This window comes from Streptomyces sp. NPDC002623, from assembly GCF_053592635.1.
Genome location: NZ_JBSFWB010000001.1, coordinates 483,440 through 499,707, shown reverse-complemented (window position 1 = coordinate 499,707; position 16,268 = coordinate 483,440). Strand labels below are relative to the sequence as shown.

14 protein-coding genes are annotated in these 16,268 nt (G+C 68.5%); 12 read left to right on the top strand and 2 right to left on the bottom strand.

Going from position 1 to position 16,268, the window contains the following annotated elements:
- Positions 1 to 25: 25 nt before the first annotated feature.
- Positions 26 to 1,345: a radical SAM protein gene (locus ACWD4O_RS02000; RefSeq protein ID WP_451276458.1), complete on the bottom strand. Its 1,320-nt coding sequence runs from the start codon at positions 1,343 to 1,345 to the stop codon at positions 26 to 28.
- 193 nt (positions 1,346 to 1,538) lie between these two features.
- Between ACWD4O_RS02000 and ACWD4O_RS01995 the strand changes: the two genes are divergently transcribed.
- The 12 genes from ACWD4O_RS01995 to ACWD4O_RS01940 all read left to right on the top strand — a co-directional run bounded on the left by ACWD4O_RS01995 (position 1,539) and on the right by ACWD4O_RS01940 (position 14,696).
- Positions 1,539 to 1,862: a hypothetical protein gene (locus ACWD4O_RS01995; protein ID WP_451276456.1), complete on the top strand. Its 324-nt coding sequence runs from the start codon at positions 1,539 to 1,541 to the stop codon at positions 1,860 to 1,862.
- Positions 1,863 to 2,088: 226 nt separating this feature from the next.
- Positions 2,089 to 3,339, top strand: coding sequence for an FAD-binding protein (locus tag ACWD4O_RS01990; protein WP_451276454.1), 1,251 nt, complete (start codon positions 2,089 to 2,091; stop codon positions 3,337 to 3,339).
- A 173-nt stretch (positions 3,340 to 3,512) separates the two neighbouring features.
- Positions 3,513 to 4,766 carry an ROK family protein gene (locus ACWD4O_RS01985; RefSeq protein WP_450945195.1) on the top strand — a complete coding sequence of 418 codons (1,254 nt, stop codon included), beginning with the start codon at positions 3,513 to 3,515 and terminating at the stop codon, positions 4,764 to 4,766.
- A 46-nt stretch (positions 4,767 to 4,812) separates the two neighbouring features.
- On the top strand, positions 4,813 to 5,199 hold the full coding sequence (locus ACWD4O_RS01980) for a hypothetical protein (RefSeq protein ID WP_451276452.1): 387 nt from the start codon (positions 4,813 to 4,815) through the stop codon (positions 5,197 to 5,199).
- Positions 5,200 to 5,484: 285 nt separating this feature from the next.
- Positions 5,485 to 6,747: an ABC transporter substrate-binding protein gene (locus tag ACWD4O_RS01975; protein ID WP_451276450.1), complete on the top strand. Its 1,263-nt coding sequence runs from the start codon at positions 5,485 to 5,487 to the stop codon at positions 6,745 to 6,747.
- A gap of 20 nt (positions 6,748 to 6,767) precedes the next feature.
- Positions 6,768 to 7,733 carry a carbohydrate ABC transporter permease gene (locus ACWD4O_RS01970; protein WP_451276448.1) on the top strand — a complete coding sequence of 322 codons (966 nt, stop codon included), beginning with the start codon at positions 6,768 to 6,770 and terminating at the stop codon, positions 7,731 to 7,733.
- A 77-nt stretch (positions 7,734 to 7,810) separates the two neighbouring features.
- Positions 7,811 to 8,626 (top strand): carbohydrate ABC transporter permease, encoded by an 816-nt coding sequence (locus tag ACWD4O_RS01965; RefSeq protein ID WP_451276735.1) that lies wholly within the window; start codon positions 7,811 to 7,813, stop codon positions 8,624 to 8,626.
- A 12-nt stretch (positions 8,627 to 8,638) separates the two neighbouring features.
- Entirely contained in the window at positions 8,639 to 11,599 is a 2,961-nt protein-coding gene (locus ACWD4O_RS01960) for a glycoside hydrolase family 2 TIM barrel-domain containing protein (RefSeq protein WP_451276446.1), read from the top strand.
- Positions 11,600 to 11,779: 180 nt separating this feature from the next.
- On the top strand, positions 11,780 to 12,775 hold the full coding sequence (locus tag ACWD4O_RS01955) for an ABC transporter ATP-binding protein (RefSeq protein WP_451276444.1): 996 nt from the start codon (positions 11,780 to 11,782) through the stop codon (positions 12,773 to 12,775).
- Entirely contained in the window at positions 12,775 to 13,578 is an 804-nt protein-coding gene (locus ACWD4O_RS01950; RefSeq protein WP_450945201.1) for an ABC transporter permease, read from the top strand. The genes ACWD4O_RS01955 and ACWD4O_RS01950 overlap by 1 nt, the downstream gene beginning before the upstream one ends.
- The gene (locus tag ACWD4O_RS01945) at positions 13,578 to 14,384 is read left to right on the top strand and encodes an ABC transporter permease (RefSeq protein ID WP_451276441.1); all 807 of its coding nucleotides are present in this window, start codon (positions 13,578 to 13,580) and stop codon (positions 14,382 to 14,384) included. Before ACWD4O_RS01950 ends, ACWD4O_RS01945 begins: the two co-directional genes overlap by 1 nt.
- 117 nt (positions 14,385 to 14,501) lie before the next feature.
- Positions 14,502 to 14,696 (top strand): hypothetical protein, encoded by a 195-nt coding sequence (locus ACWD4O_RS01940; protein ID WP_451276439.1) that lies wholly within the window; start codon positions 14,502 to 14,504, stop codon positions 14,694 to 14,696.
- 118 nt (positions 14,697 to 14,814) lie between these two features.
- Here ACWD4O_RS01940 and ACWD4O_RS01935 read toward each other — a convergent pair whose 3' ends face one another.
- On the bottom strand, positions 14,815 to 16,116 hold the full coding sequence (locus ACWD4O_RS01935) for an MFS transporter (RefSeq protein WP_451276733.1): 1,302 nt from the start codon (positions 16,114 to 16,116) through the stop codon (positions 14,815 to 14,817).
- Between the last annotated feature and the right edge of the window lie 152 nt (positions 16,117 to 16,268).

Sequence of the window (16,268 nt, the reverse complement as noted above, 5' to 3'; positions counted from 1 at the left end):
CCCGCGGTCTCCGCCGCCTCCGGAACTACACGGTCGCTGCGTCCTGTGCCGGAAGGCTGTCCATGAAGGAGCTCACGGAGAACACCGCGCGGCCGGGTCCGGGCGGGCCGTAGCCGGGCGGCGAGGAGAGCCCGAACTCGTCCATCGTGGCGCGGTAGGCCTCCAGCAGCCGGATGTGGTACTCCAGCGGCGCACCCTGCGGGTTGGCCTTGCCGAGCGGGGTCGTGGGCTCCGGGCACCAGGTGGTGAAACGGGGCGTGATGCCCTGCGACATGAAGAAACGCAGGCCCTCCGTGGTGGAGGCGATGGCCTCGTCGACGGTCGTGAAGCCGAACGGCTCGGCCATCTCCACCCCCGCGACGAAGTTGGGGATGACATTGCGCGCGCCGAAGATCTCCGCCGAGTCGAGGATCCGCTTGTGCCACTCGTCGCGGCCGACGTAGCGCTCCTTGCCCGGGCAGTACAGCTCGAACAGCCGGCGGTCCCACACCTCGTAGTTGGGGTGGTAGATCTGCACCCCGTAGTCCTTGAACCGCTGCACGTCGTCACGGGGCAGCGCCTGGGCGACGACCTTGCCGATCCAGCGGCCCGGGAAGCGCTCCTCGATGGCCTTGGCGTAGTGGCCGTAGAAGTCGGCCTCGTCGCGTCCGGCGACGGTCTTGGTGATCGCGCCGCCGGTGAGGGTGTAGGCGGTGGACGCCCGCTGGGTGTCGTAACGGTCGATGATCTCCAGCGCTTCGAGGACCTCTTCGACGTCCTTCACTCCCGTGTAAGGACGGCCTGCCGCCTTGTGCTGGCGCCAGTTGTGGTTGATGTCGCAGTACTGGCACTCCTCCTTGGCACCGAAGTACTGACACACCCGGAAAACGGTCAGATAGATGAGATAGCCCCACTGGATGGTGGGCGCGACCTCCATGACGGACTTCCCGTTGGAGAGCTTGTGCCGGTAGTACTCCGGCATCGGCGGCACACCGACGTCAGCGATGCGTTTTCCGTCGAGATAGAGCCCGAGCAGGCCGTCGCCGTCCGACGCGACCCGATACGGCGACGCCGGGTTCACCCGGACCGAGACGACCGTGCGCCGCAGGTCGTACGGGCCGCCCGTGAGGATGATCTCCTCCGGCGGGCGACGCAGTGCGGCCTCGCCGAGTTCGGGCAGGGTGCCGTGGTCGAAGGAGAAGATGAAGTACGACTTCGGTTTCACCTCGCCCGACTCGTTGTCGCTGAGAGCGGAGGGGTCGAAGGCCACACCTCCACGCAGCAGGTCCTCCTTGAAGACGGCCTCCCGCGGAACATGCGGAAACCGCTCCATCAGATCCTCGACCAGCGCGGTGCGGCTGCCCATCCGTCTCTCCTCCCGGCTCTGGCCTCCCGGCTCAGGCGTACGACTCCTCACGGTATGCCCCCGGCGGCACGGCCGTCGTACCGGGGCCCCGGTCCGCGTGGCGATGGAGCGGGAGGGCTTTCCGATGCTCCCGAGCCTGTGGAGGCACTCGACAGGCCGGGCCCAGGGGCAGAGCGACGTCCGGACACTGTGGGTGATCGAGGACGCCCGGCAGCAGTTGCCCGGACCGTCCGAAGCGAAGAGGCAGGCGCAAGGGCTCGGCCGGCCGCTGCGCGTACTCACCGCTACGCTGACCGCGCCCCTGCAGATACCGGGACTGCGGCAGGCCGAGCAGTGGGCCGGCGGCGGGCCCCTTCTCGGGCAGTTGCCGCAGGTGGGGCGGCGTCTGGGCCGGAGCGATCCGAACGGTCGCGGCCGGCCGCGGGACATGCGGGTGCGTGAACGGGTGCTGCGCGCGGCGGACAGGGCGGCCGCCCGTGGCGGCAGCCGACATCGGCTGGATCCTGGCGACGAATGAGTTATGGGGCCTGGCCGGACCGGCCGAGCACCCTGCCGGCGGCCTACGAAAGACTGACCAGGTGGATCACGGAAGGTCACGTCGCCGCGCTCCGCCCCGACCCGACCCGCCGCTGCCGCTGCCGAAGGAGAATGACGCCTGACAGCCGCGCGCATCGGCTTCGCGCGGGTTCACGGATCCCTGCGGCGGCTTCCCCGTTTCCGATTTCTCGGGAAAGATCGGCGTTATGACCGAAACCGTTTCCAACTGGGCCGGCAACATCACCTTCGCCGCCAAGGAGCTGCACCGTCCCCACTCTCTCGACGCGCTCCGCTCGCTGGTGGCCGGGAGCGGGCGGGTGCGGGTGCTGGGCAGTGGGCACTCGTTCAACGAGATCGCCGAGCCGGGCGGCGACGGGGTACTGGTGTCGCTCGAAGCCCTGAGCGACGACGTCGGCGTCGAGGTCGACACCGCGGCCCGTACCGTGCGGGTCGGCGGCGGGATCCGGTATGCGGAGCTGGCGCGCCGGGTGCACGAGCACGGGCTGGCGCTGCCGAACATGGCCTCCCTGCCGCACATCTCGGTCGCCGGGTCGGTGGCGACCGGCACCCACGGCTCGGGCGTCGGGAACGGCTCGCTCGCCTCCGCCGTACGGGAAGTGGAGATCGTCACCGCCGACGGCTCCACCGTCGTCATCGAGCGGGGCGACCGGCGGTTCGGCGGGGCCGTCACCTCGCTGGGCGCTCTCGGCGTCGTCACCGCGCTCGTCCTCGATCTGGAGCCCGGCTACGAGGTCGAGCAGCATGTGTTCACCGAACTGCCGCTGGACGGGCTGGACTTCGAGACCGTGGCCGCGGCGGCATACAGCGTCAGCCTGTTCACCGACTGGGGTGCGCCCGGCTTCCGACAGGTGTGGCTGAAGCGGCGCACGGACGAGCCCCTCGCCGGCTTCCCGTGGGCCACGCCCGCCGTGGAGGCCCTGCATCCGGTGCCGGGGATGCCTGCGGTCAACTGCACCGCGCAGTTCGGGGTGCCGGGACCATGGCACGAGCGACTGCCGCACTTCCGGGCCGAGTTCACCCCGAGCAGCGGGACCGAACTGCAGAGCGAGTACCTGCTGCCGCATCGGCACGCCACCGAAGCGCTGTATGCAATCGACGGTATCCGGCAGACAGTCTCCCGTGTACTGCAGATCTGCGAAGTGCGGACCGTGGCCGCCGACGAGCAGTGGCTGAGCCCCTCCTACGGGCGGGACACGGTGGCGCTCCACTTCACCTGGATCGAGGACACGACCGCCGTACTGCCGGCCGTACGGGCGGTGGAAGCCGCGCTGGAGCCGTTCGAGCCGAGGCCGCACTGGGGCAAGGTCTTCGAGATGCCGGCCGGCGTGGTGCGCACGCGATACCCCCGGATCGACGATTTCACGGCCCTGGCGCGGGTACTGGATCCCGCCGGGAAGTTCACCAATGCCTTCGTGCAGGATGTCCTGGACAGCTGACTTCGGACCGGTTTCCCTCCACTTCGGCCCGACTTTCACCCGACTTCATAAAGCCCCTTTCCTAACCCCTTGTCGAACCGTGTGGCACCCCATAACCTGACGCGGCGCCGGTGCCGTCGCAGAGCGGGCCCGCCCGGCACGGAAGGGACGGAAGGGATGAGGGGGCACGCTCCATGAAGCGCGGTACATCTCGCGACATCCGCACCGCGAACCGCTACGAGGTGCTGCGTCAGATCATCGCCGCCTCGCCCACCTCCCGACAGGAGCTGGCGGCGGCAACCGGTCTCTCGCTCGCGACCGTCGCCACCCTCGTCGGTGAGCTGCTCGACCTCCGCATGATCACCGAGGTCGGGTTCGAGGACTCGGCGGGTGGCCGCCCCCGGGGCCTCGTGGCCGTCAACGCGTCGGGGGGCGCGTTGATCGGCGTGGACATCGCGGAAACATACGTCCATGTCGAGCTGTTCGATCTCGCGCTGAACGTGCTGGCTCGCGCCGAGGAGAACATGCGGCCCGGCGAGAGCCGTCCGGAGCAGGTGGTCGCCCATGTCGCCGCGGCCGCCGGTTCGGTGGTCGCGCAGGCCGGGGTCGAGGCCGCCCGGGTGCTGGGCGTCGGGGTGAGCGTGCCGGGACAGGTGGACCGGGCCACGGGCATCTCCGAGTACGCGCCCAACTGGGACTGGCACGACGTGCCGTTGCTCGATCTGCTCTCCGAACACATCGCGTATCCGCTGTACTTGGACAACCCGCTGCGCGCCGGCGCGGTGGCCGAGCTGTGGTTCGGGGCGGCGCGCGGGCACGGGGACGCCGTGGTGGTCAACCTCGGGACCGGCGTCGGCGCCGGGCTGGTGCTGGGCGGCGGACTGCACCGGGGAGTCAGCAACAGCGCCGGCGAGTGGGGACACACCACGCTCGTGCTCGACGGCCGACTGTGCCGCTGCGGCAACCACGGCTGCGTGGAGACGTACGTCGGGGCGCCCGGCATCATGCAGAACCTGCGTGAACTCAGCCCGCAGAGCCCGCTGTTGCACCCCGAGGACCAGACGGCCACGATCGACGCCCTGGCCGCCGGGGTCGCCGCCGACGAACCCGTGGCCGTCAAGGTGGTACGGGACACGGCCCGTTACCTCGGCGCCGGCATCGCCAACCTGGTCAATGTGCTCAACCCCGAGGTGGTCGTGCTGAGCAGCTGGGTCGCGGCCCGGCTCGGCGAACCGCTCCTCGAGGAGGTGCGCGAGGCCGTCGCCCGGCACGCGTTGAAGCGGCCGCTGGCCGCCAACCGGATCGTTCTCTCCACGATCCCCACCGACCCGGCCTGTCTGGGTGCGGCGACGTTCGCGCTCGAAGGGGCGCTGCAGTCCGTCGGGCAGAGGAACGCGAAACGCAGCGTCCCCGCGCGTGTGAGGAGCCGTACCGCACCGCCCTCATGACCCGGCGAGCCACACCGCCCTCACGACACCCGGAAGGGAGGCAGTTTTGACGCGCACCGACAGACACGAAACATCCGTCCGCGCGGGCACCGCAGGCGCCGCAGGCACCGAAGCCGACGCGACCGGCTTAACCCCGGTGGCAGTCGTAACCGCTTACGCGATCGTCGGCAACGGGCGTTTCACCGCCGGGAGTTCGCGTCGCTCCAGGACGACCGTATCCACCGATGACACCGCCGGTGACGCCACCGATGAACCCGCTCAGCGCCGACCGCTGAGCGCCGACGGCCGGATCGTCGACGCCGTGCCGGGCATGCTCCCCGACGCCGTCGGCCACGCGTCCTCCCACGTCGCGCCGCGTGCCACCGTCCACGGCTCGAAAGCGATCCCCCACAACTATGCCGCCGCGGCCGAAACGGCCCGGGTCAGGCAATAGCCGTCCAGGGTTCACCCCTTGGACCGAGGGCCGCCGGCCCCTGACACCGGCGGCCCTCAACTCCCTTTCCGCATGGCGGCGTCACCCCTTCCACAACGGCTCTGCACCCACGCCGCCACCCCGTCCGTTCGTCATCCCGAACCGATCACAACGCTTCGAACAGGCTTCGTCCAACCCCTTGCCGAAGCCTTAGCCGAAGGTTAACGTCCCGCTCCGCAGCGCCATTTGAGCCACCCGGCGCTGAAGTGCTTGAGCCGCAGCCGTACTCGAGACAAGGACGTCACCATGTCGGCACTGAGCAACAACAACTGGTCCCGCCGATCCCTCTTCCGCGCCGCCGCGGGCATGGCCGCGGCCGGCACCCTCGCCGCATGCGGCGGCAACAACGGGAGAAGCAGCGGCGGTTCGGGCAGCAACCTCGTCCAGTACTTCCACGCCTACGGCGAGGCGGGCACCGAGCAGGCCATCAAGCGGTACGCAAAGGCCTACAAGGACGCGAGCGTCACCACGCAGTGGATCACCGGCTCGAACTTCGAGAGCAAGCTGTTCGCGTCGCTGCTCACCGACAACGCGCCCGACCTGTTCGAGTTCCACCCGCAGATCCAGCTCGTCAAGAGCGGCCAGGTGGCGGACCTGACGGACATCATCGAGCCGGTCAAGGACGACTTCAACCAGGCCGACATCCAGTCGCACACGGTGGACGGCAAGATCTACGGCATCCGGATGATCGACGACCCGCAGTTCTTCTTCTACCGCAAGTCCTTGCTGGAGAAGGCGGGCGTCGAGCCGCCGCAGACCCTCGACGAGCTGATCGAAGCCGCCGCGAAGCTCACCACGGACAAGGTCAAGGGCGTCTACCTCGGAAACACGCTGCAAGCGGTCATCCGCCCGATGATCTGGGCGGCCGGCGCCGACACCCTCGACGACAACAACAAGCCCGCCTACCACACGGACGGCGTCGTCGGCGGCCTCAAGCAGATGCGCAAGCTGTTCACCAGCGGCGACCTGCTCCTCGACGCCCCGGCCGACTACTGGGACCCGTCCGCCCTCGTCCAGGGCCTCACCGCCATCCAGTTCTGCGGCATGTGGGCGATGCCCGCCATGCAAAAGGCGCTCGGCGACGACCTCGGCGTCTTCGCCTTCCCGAAGGTCGGCGACGCCGGCAAGCCCTCGGTCTACAACGGCGGTTGGTCGATGTTCGTCAACGCCAAGAGCGACAAGGTCGACGAGGCCAAGGAATACGTGAAGTGGCTGTGGATCGACCAGAAGGAGTACCAGGAGGACTGGTCCCTCTCCTACGGTTTCCACGTCCCGCCGCGCACCTCGATCGCCGCGTCCGCCGAGAAGCTCAAGTCCGGCCTGCCGGCCGAGGGCGTCAAGCTCTTCACCGACTACGGACACTTCGACAAGATCGGCTGGACCCAGGCCATGATCAAGGCGACGGAGGACGTCTTCGCCGACACCGTACGCAAGGACGGTGACCCGGAGGCCGCGCTCGACAAGTGCGACAAGGTGGTCGACACCGAGCTCAAGAAGCTGTTCGGATAGGCCGGCGGACGGACCTCGACATGTCGACCACCACCAAGCTCGACCTCGATCGCCCCGCCCCGGCCAAGGCCTCCAAGGCCAGGCCGCGGCGGGGTCTGCGGGGCAGCCCCACGTTCAACTTCTGGCTCTTCACCGGGCCGTTCCTCATCGGCCTGCTGATCTTCGTCTACGTCCCGATCGGCTGGAGCCTGTGGCTCAGCTTCTTCGAGGCCCGCTTCACCGTCACGCCCAGCACGTTCGTCGGGTTCGACAACTACCGGTTCATGCTGGAGAACGAGAACTTCACCGGCGCTCTGGTCACGTTCACCGTTTTCGCCGCGATCATCGTGCCCACCACCTGGGCACTCTCGCTGGGACTGGCGCTGATGGTGAACCGGCTGCGGTTCATGCGGGCGTTCTTCCGGTCGGTCTTCTTCCTCCCGACGGCGTGCAGTTACGTAGCCGCTTCCCTCGTCTGGAAGATGTCGATCTTCAACGGCGTCCGCTTCGGTCTGGCGAACACCGTGATCGGCTGGTTCGGCGTCGACAACATCGCCTGGCTGGCCAACCCCGACCCGCCGTGGTACTGGCTGGTCATCGTCAGCGCGAGACTGTGGCTGCAGTCCGGTTTCTACATGATTCTCTTCCTGGCCGCACTGCAGAACATCCCGGACGAGCTGTACGAGGCGGCGTCCATCGACGGCGCCAAGCCCGGCTGGCAGACCTTCTGGTACATCACGCTGCCGCAACTGCGGGCGACCTCGACGGCCGTCATCCTGCTGCTGCTGATCGCCGCTTACCAGGCCTTCGACGAGTTCTTCAACCTGCTGTCGAAGACCACCTGGGGACGGCCCCCGCTGGTCGAGCTCTACTACACCGCTCTCGGCGACAACCAGGACTACGGCGCGGGCAGTGCCGGCGCGGTGATCCTGACCCTGCTGATCGTCGTCATCACCCTGTTCCAGGGCAAGATCATGGGATTCGGAAGGGGTGACGAGTCCAAGTGACCACCACCGTCGCCACGGCGCAGGACGCCGCACCACGGCAGTCGCGCACGACCCGCAGCAGTCGGCGCGGTGGAGTGATGAGCTCCGTCGGCCTGTACATCGCGGTCGGCATCGCCGCCCTTCTCTTCCTCGTCCCGTTCTATGTCCTGATCCGCAACGCCTTCTCCACGGACCCCGAGATCACCGGTGAGGAGTGGAAGTTCTTCCCCACGGACATCCAGTGGGGCAACATCACCGAGCCCTTCGACGACCCGACGGTCGACTTCGGCCAGTCGATGGTGAACTCGCTGATCGTCGGCGTCCTGCACACCGTCGGTGTCCTGCTGGTGTGCTCGCTGGCCGGCTACGGCCTGGCGCGCATCCCGTTCCGGCACGCCAACAAGGTCTTCTACGCCGTCCTGTTCACCCTGATGGTCCCGACGGCGGTCACGTTCGTGCCCGGCTTCGTGCTGGTGTCGTCCCTCGGCTGGATCGACTCCTACCGCGGTCTGATCATCCCGGGCCTCTTCAGTGGTTTCACCTGCTTCCTGTTCCGGCAGTACTTCTTGGGGTTCCCCAAGGAGCTGGAGGAGGCGGCACGCGTGGACGGACTCGGTTACTGGGGCGCCTACTGGCGGGTCGTCGTGCCGAACTCGCTGAACTTCTTCGCGGCGATCGCCACGATCACGTTCATCAACGGTTGGAACTCCTTCCTGTGGCCCCTGGTCATCGGCCAGGACCCCAGCGCGTGGACGGTGCAGGTCGCGCTGTCGTCGTACATGACCAACCAGACCGTCAACTACCACCTGATCTTCATGGCCACGGCCATTTCCATCCTGCCCCTGTTGCTCGTGTTCCTCTTCCTCCAGCGCTGGCTGGTGCAGGGGATCGCGCAGACCGGCATCAAGGGCTGAACTAGGAGACAGATGTCTTTCCGCACCACCTCCCCCGCTCTTGGATCCCCTCGGGCGGGGGACCCTGGATCCACCGGTTACGTAACGGATGTCTCACCGGGCAGCGGGGCCCTGGCGCCCCGCGCCTGGTACGCGTCGTCGGACGCCAAGTCCCTGTCTCTCAACGGGCGTTGGCGACTTCGGGTGTCGGCGACGGCCGATGCCGAGGACGACTCGTTCGCGGAGGAGGGGTACGACGCCACCGGCTGGGCAGAGGTGACGGTCCCGGGTCACTGGGTTCTGCAGGGCGACGGCGCCTTCGGCTCGCCCATCTACACCAACCACCTCTACCCCTTCCCGGTCGACCCGCCCCGGGTCCCGACCGAGAACCCGACCGGCGACCATCTGAGGGTCTTCGACCTGCCCGCGGAGTGGCCCGACGCTTCCCAAGGCGTTTCCGCAGGCGGCTCCGACGCCAGCGCTGAGGGTGTTTCCGAAGGCGGTTTCGTTCTCCGTTTCGACGGCGTCGAGTCCTGCGCCCGAGTCTGGCTGAACGGCACGGACCTCGGCGAGTTCAAGGGGTCCCGACTGCAGCACGAGTTCGCGATCGGACATCTCCTCAAGCCGAGCGGAAACGTTCTGGCAGTTCGTGTCCACCAGTGGTCGGCGGGCTCGTATCTGGAGGACCAGGACCAGTGGTGGCTGCCCGGCATCTTCCGTGACGTCACGCTGCTGCACCGCCCGGCGGGCAGCGTCCGCGACTTCTTCGTGCACGCCTCCTACGACCATGTCACGGGGGAGGGTGCCCTGCGCGTCGACTCCGACGTCGACGGCCGGGTGACCGTGCCGGCTCTGGACATCGATGTCGCGACCGGGGAAACGGTTACGGCACCGGTTCAGCCGTGGACGGCGGAGACGCCGACTCTGTACGACGGTGAGCTGGTGACGGAGGGCGAGCGAGTGCCCCTGCGCATCGGTTTCCGTACCGTCGAGCTGGCGGACGGCCTGATCAAGGTCAACGGCCGGCCGATCCTCTTCAAGGGCGTCAACCGCCACGAATGGCACCCGGAGACGGGCCGCGCCCTCGACCTGGAAACGATGCGCGAGGACGTGCTGCTCATGAAGCGGCACAACGTCAACGCCGTCCGCACCTCGCACTATCCGCCCCACCCGGCCTTCCTCGACCTGTGCGACGAGTACGGGCTGTGGGTGATCGACGAGTGCGATGTGGAGACCCACGGATTCGTCGAGCAGGACTGGCGGGACAACCCCGTCGACGACGACCGCTGGACCCCCGCGCTCCTCGACCGCGCCGCCCGTATGGTCGAACGGGACAAGAACCATCCGTCGGTGGTCATCTGGTCCCTCGGCAACGAGGCCGGCACCGGACGTGGCCTGACCGCGATGGCCGAGTGGATCCACGGCCGCGACGCCTCGCGCCTCGTGCACTACGAGGGTGACGTCAACTGCCGTGACACGGACGTCTATTCACGCATGTACGCCTTCCATGAGGAGGTCGAGCGAATCGGCCAGGGGCTGGACGGCGGCACGCTCAGGCGACGCGAACTGCCCTTCATTCTCTGCGAGTACGCCCACGCGATGGGCAACGGACCCGGCGGACTGGCCGACTACCAGCGGATCTTCGAGGCGCACGACCGCCTCCAGGGCGCGTTCGTCTGGGAGTGGATCGACCACGGCATCAAGCACCGGGAGCTGGGCTACGCCTACGGCGGCGACTTCGGCGAGGAGCTGCACGACGGCAACTTCGTCTGCGACGGCCTGGTCTTTCCCGACCGCACCCCCTCTCCCGGCCTGGTCGAGTTCAAGAAGGTGATCGAACCGGTCGCCCTCGACGGCTCCGCCGACGGCACGGTCCGCATCACCAACAAGCAGGACTTCGCCGACCTGTCGGCGCTGGCCTTCACCTGGGCGTTCCAGGTGAACGGCATGACCGTCGAGTCGGGCGGCCTCGCGGTGCCGGCGCTCGCGGCGGGCGAGTCGGTCGACGTGAAGCTCCCGGCGCCGCCGACCGACACCCCGGCCGGTGCGGAGACGGGTTGGACGATCCAGGCCGTGCTGGCCGAGGACACCGGCTGGGCGCCCGCAGGACACGTGGTGGCGTGGGGGCAAGTGCCCGTCGCGGCACGGGGGTTGTCGTCGTTCGCCGAAACCGTCGGGCCGGTCGTCGGTGAGCGGCTCATCACCTTGGGCCCGGCCTCCTTCGACGCCCGCACGGGCGAGCTGCGCACCATCGGTTCGGTGGCGGTGACCGGCCTGCGCCTGGACGTCTGGCGGGCTCCGACCGACAACGACGACGGCGCGCCCTGGCAGTCGGACGTCCGGCACGGCGTCCTGTGGCGCAAGCTGGGCCTGCACCGGATGCGGCACCGCCTGGACGCCGTCGAAGCCGACGAGGACGCGCTGACGATACGGACCCGGGTGGCGCCGGCCGCCTGGGAGATCGGACTGTCGACGGCATACAGGTGGACGTCGGACGGAAACCGTCTACGACTGACCGTCACCGTGACCCCCGAGGGCGACTGGACGGTGCCGCTCCCCCGCCTCGGCGTCCGCTTCGGACTGTCCGAGGCCGACCGGGTGGCGTGGTTCGGCGGCGGCCCCGGCGAGGCGTATCCGGACAGCAGGACATCGTCCACGGTCGGCCGCTGGCAGTCGACGGTCGACGGTATGCAGACGCCGTACGTCCGCCCACAGGAGAACGGCGCCCGCGCCGACGTCCGCTGGGCAGAGCTCGGCGGACTGCGCATCGAGGGCGACCCTGAGTTCTGGTTCACCGCACGCCGCTGGACGACCGAGCAGTTGGACGCCGCCCAGCACCTCACCGACCTGGTCCCGGGCGAGACCGTGTGGGTCAACCTCGATCACGGTCAGCACGGCCTCGGCTCCCAGTCCTGTGGCCCCGGCCCGCTGCCGCAGTACTTCCTGAACGCCGCGCCCGCCGAGTTCTCGTTCGTGTTCACGGCAACCGATTGACCGGACGCCCGATCGACATCGCTTGATCGGCATCGACCGATCGAAGCCGATCAAGAGGCCGGGGCCGATCAGCCGATTTAATCGATTGACCATGTGATCGACATTCCGACACGGTGACGACGTCTCCCGCGGCCGACCGGCCCCCAGCCGGCCGGCCGCGCTTCACTGGAGGTTGAACGAGTGATCGGCAGCATCGAAGTGCGCGGCCTGTCCCGCACCTTCCACACCACTGTCCGCCGACCCGGCCTCGTCGGAGGCCTGCGCTCCCTGGTCAACCCGGAGCGGGTCGCCAAACACGCCGTCCGCGACATCTCCTTCGACGTGGCCGGAGGCGAACTCCTCGCCCTGCTGGGTCCGAACGGCGCCGGCAAGTCCACCACCATCAAGATGCTCACCGGCATCCTCACCCCCACCTCCGGCGAGGCACGTGTCGCAGGCGTGGTGCCGTACCGGGAACGGGAGCGCAACGCCCGTAACATCGGTGCCGTGTTCGGACAGCGCACCCAGTTGTGGTGGGACCTTCCGGTGCGCGAGTCGTTCGCGATCCTGCGGGACATCTACGAAGTGCCGAAGGCCGAACACGCCACCCGGCTACGGGAGTTCGACAACCTTCTCGACCTCTCCTCCTTCTGGGACACCCGCGTGCGCCACCTCTCCCTCGGCCAGCGCGTGCGCTGCGATCTCGCCGCAGCGCTGCTGCACGACCCGCCCGTAGTCTTCCTGGACGAACCGACCATCGGAATGGACGTGGTGGTGAAGGAGCAGGTCCGCGAGTTCCTGCGCCACCAGGTCGAACAGCGGGGCCGCACCGTCCTGTTGACCACGCACGACATGACGGAGGTCGAGCGGCTTGCCGAGCGCGTGGTGCTGATCAACCACGGCCGACTGGTCCTGGACGGCACCCTCGACGAGATCCGCCGCAAGTTCGGCTCCACCTGGCAGGTGCGGGCCACGCTCGCGGACCCGCACACCGAGGTCGTGGCGCTGCCGGGAATCACGGTGCTGCGGCACCAGGGCTCACGGGTGGTGTTCGGTCCGGACGGATCCGGCGCGCCGACGGTGCATCAGGCGCTGAAGTCGGTCATCGAGCGGTACGAGGTCACCGACATCGCCCTGGACGAAGCCGAGTTGGAGGACGTCATGCGGGCCGCGTACGTACAGGCCGGGGACGCCTGATGGCCGTCCTGCACGCCTGGCGCGCCGCCCGCGTCACCCCGCTCGGCGAGCTGCACACACCGCCCCGGATGACCGCCGCCCTGCTGCGGCTGGCCGTCCAGGTGGTACTGGTGGCGTCCCTGTGGCACGGCCTGTACGCCCACACCGGCACCACCGCGGGAATGACCCGCGACCAGGCGGTCACCTACGCCGTGCTGGCCGTGCTGGCCTCCCGGCTGCGGGAGTTGGACCAGTACACAGCCCGGGACACTGTGATCCAGCACATGCACTTCGGGACCATCGTCTACTGGTACCTGCGCCCTTTGTCGCCCCAGCGCTACTACGCCCTGCGCGCTCTCGGCGAGCAACTGTACGGATTCGCCTGGGCGTTGAGCGGATACGTCGTCTGTCTCGCTGCCGGAGTGGTGGAACCGCCCGACTCGGCTGCCGTGGCAGGGGTGTTCGCGCTGAGCCTGCTGCTCGGGCAGTGGGTCCTGTACTACGTGATGCTGGCCATCGACCAACTGTGCTTCTTCACCCTGCGCAACAACGCCGCGATGCTCATCCTGATCTTCGCGCAGAACCTGCTGTCCGGGGTGTACGCACCGCTGTGGTTCTTCCCGGACTGGTTCATCACGCTCAGCGGTTTCCTGCCCTTCCAGGCCACGCTGAGCGTGCCGCTGTCGCTCTATGTGGGCCGCATCCCGCTGTCGGACGCCGGTCCCGCGCTGCTGACACAGGCCGCCTGGGTGGCGGCGCTGGCCCTGTTCACCCGGCTGGTGTGGCGACTCGCCGCCCGGCAGGTCATCTCACAAGGAGGCTGATGCCCTTGAAGGCCGTACGCCTCGCATGGCGGATCACCCGTCTCAACTTCCGCGCCCAGCTGGAGTACCGATCCGAGTTCCTGATGATGGTCGCAATCGGTGCGGTCTGGCAGGTCTCGGTGATCGTGTTCGCGACTGTGCTGCTGACTCGTTTCAGCGGGATGGGCGGCTGGGACAGCTCGGACGTGCTGCTCATCCCGGCGACCCGGATGCTCGCCCATGGTCTGTTCGTTCTCTTCCTGGGACGGGTGCACGGAATCGGTTACTTCATTCAGGAAGGTCAGATCGACGTCTGTCTGGTGCGGCCCATGTCCGTGCATCTCCAGGTCCAGTTGCGCATGTTTCCCACGAACGCCATCGGCGATCTCACGGTCGCGGTGGGTCTGATGGTGGGCGCGCTCAGCCGCAGTCACCTCGACTGGACGGCGGGACGGACCTCGTACCTGGTCGCCGCCGTGCTCGGGGGCATGCTCCTGGAGGCAGCCCTGTTCACGGCTCTCGCCTCCGCAGCGCTGCGTTTCCCGGCCGCCGACTACTGGAGCCGCTGGCTGGAGGAACTCCTCGGCACGTTCGGCAGCTATCCGCTCAACGTGCTCCCCAAGGCGGTGGGTGGCCTCCTGACGTACGGCCTTCCCCTCGCGTTCGTCGCGTACTTCCCGGCCGCCGTCCTCACGGGCCATGGCCACGACACCGGCGTCCCCTACTGGCTGGCGGCGGCCTCCCCGCTGCTGGGCCTGCTGGCATACCTCGGCTCGCGGCTGCTGTGGCGATTGAGCCTGAGGCACTACACGGGGGTGAACGGATGACGCCTGTGGCGGACGCGTACGGGGACGACGCCTAAGAGGACGGCTCATGGGCCCGGCCTCCGGACCGTTTCGTTCACTTCACTCCCGTCGGCCGGGGTTGTCGTCGATGATGTCCACGTGACCCACCGCATCAGCGCTGTGGTCTCGGCCTTCGGTGTCCTTGCCACCGTGGTGCTGCTCATCGGCAGCGTTCGTGAGTACCGCTCCGGAGCATCAGGTTTCTGGATCGCGGCTGGAGGTGTGCTCTTCCTGATCACGTCCTATGCGCTCATCCATGACGTGCGACGCCTGCGCGCAGCGCCGACCACTTGACGGGCAGCACTCTTCCCGCACCGTCTGCGCGGGGGGATGTGATCGTGTCAGTGCTGATCGACGTCCTGGTCGCGCGGGCGAGCACCGGCTGCCGAGCCTCGTGGCCGTCGCTCCGGAGTCACCCCCGCCCGGCTCTCCGTACCGGTGTCGCCAGGGCGACCAACGCGATCAGCACACAGGCCGCGCCGGCCAGCGCCGCCACCGGCGCGGTGCCGTGCCGTTCCGCCGCCCAGGTCAGGACGGCCGCGCCCACCGGAGCCGCCGCGTACTGGAGGGTCCAGAAGGCCGAGGTGACCCGGCCCAACAGCGGCTCCGGGGTCACCTCCTGACGCAGAGACATGGAGCAGGTGCCCGCCACAGCGGCACCGGCCAGGAAGACGGCGCAGAGGGCCCCGACGACGGGAACGCCCCGCGCCCATCCGAGTCCCGCGACGGCGACCCCGCTCACGGCGACCGCAGCCGTCCAGGTCGACCCGAAGCCGTACCGGCGGTGTACCCGCGCCACGAGCAGGGAGCCGACGATCGTGCCGAGCGCACCGGCCGCCATGACGGATCCGACCGTGCCGTCGTCATGGCCGAGGTCGTGTTTGAGGTGATAGATGACGAGGTCGTTCAGGCCGAGCGTGAGGAAACTGAAGACGAAGAGCAACGCGGTCAGCGCACGCAGCACGGGATGACCGTACAGAAAGGCCGCTCCGACCCGCAGGTCCTGCCACAACCCGGGCCGCTCACCGGGTCGTTGACCAGAAACTTTGCGCTCTGCAGGATGCTCATGCTCCGCGTGACGTTCGGCCGGCCGTTCCTGCGGCTCCTGCGACCTGTCGTCCGGCGGCCGCCCGTTGATCCGTACGACGGACAGACACGCCGCCGACACTCCGAAGCTGGCCGCGTCCACGCCCACGGCGGCGGCCGGACCGGTCCAGGCGGCGAGTGCACCGGCACACATCGGGCCGAGCACGCCTGCCGCGGCGGCGGTCGCATTGAGCCGTCCGTTGGCCTCGGTCAGCTGCCCGGTGCCGACCAGGCCACGGACAACGGTTACGTAACCGACCGCGAACAGCATGCCGACGGCCTCGCACAGCGGCAGCACGGTGTACAGCAGCCAGATGCGCGGACCGAACATCCACACGAGCGGGATCAGCCCGTACAGCACCATGCGGACGAGGTCGCAGGCGATGAGGAGTCTGCGTCGGTCGACCCGGTCCACCACCCCGCCGGCGAACAACGCCGCCACTACCGAGGCCGCCCCGCCGACCGCCGTGAGCAGACCCATGCGGGCCAGCGAGCCGGTGACCTGGAGAACAAGCAGGGGGAGAGCGATCAGGGCGAAGGAGTCACCGAGGAAGGACAGGGTCTGGGCGGCCCAGAAGATCCTGAAGTTCCGCTGCCGCCAGAGCGGGAGACCGGTTTCGGAGGCGATGTCCCGTGGCCGTCGGAATCGGCTGCTCCGCGCCTTGTACGCCACCCGCCCCAGCCCCTCTCATGCACTCGGCGCTTCTCAGATCCCCGGCAACCTTAAGTTCGTCGGCGGCGACACACAGGTGAAGCGCCCGTATCCCCCACCCCTCGAGG

Excerpts from the sequence above, each read along its gene's own strand:
- ACWD4O_RS01970 (WP_451276448.1), top strand. The coding sequence starts at position 6,768 with ATGTCGACCACCACCAAGCTCGACCTCGATCGCCCCGCCCCGGCCAAG.
- ACWD4O_RS01945 (WP_451276441.1), top strand. The coding sequence starts at position 13,578 with ATGCCCTTGAAGGCCGTACGCCTCGCATGGCGGATCACCCGTCTCAAC.
- ACWD4O_RS02000 (WP_451276458.1), bottom strand. The coding sequence starts at position 1,345 with ATGGGCAGCCGCACCGCGCTGGTCGAGGATCTGATGGAGCGGTTTCCG.
- ACWD4O_RS01965 (WP_451276735.1), top strand. The coding sequence starts at position 7,811 with ATGAGCTCCGTCGGCCTGTACATCGCGGTCGGCATCGCCGCCCTTCTC.
- ACWD4O_RS01975 (WP_451276450.1), top strand. The coding sequence starts at position 5,485 with ATGTCGGCACTGAGCAACAACAACTGGTCCCGCCGATCCCTCTTCCGC.
- ACWD4O_RS01985 (WP_450945195.1), top strand. The coding sequence starts at position 3,513 with ATGAAGCGCGGTACATCTCGCGACATCCGCACCGCGAACCGCTACGAG.
- ACWD4O_RS01990 (WP_451276454.1), top strand. The coding sequence starts at position 2,089 with ATGACCGAAACCGTTTCCAACTGGGCCGGCAACATCACCTTCGCCGCC.
- ACWD4O_RS01950 (WP_450945201.1), top strand. The coding sequence starts at position 12,775 with ATGGCCGTCCTGCACGCCTGGCGCGCCGCCCGCGTCACCCCGCTCGGC.
- ACWD4O_RS01960 (WP_451276446.1), top strand. The coding sequence starts at position 8,639 with ATGTCTTTCCGCACCACCTCCCCCGCTCTTGGATCCCCTCGGGCGGGG.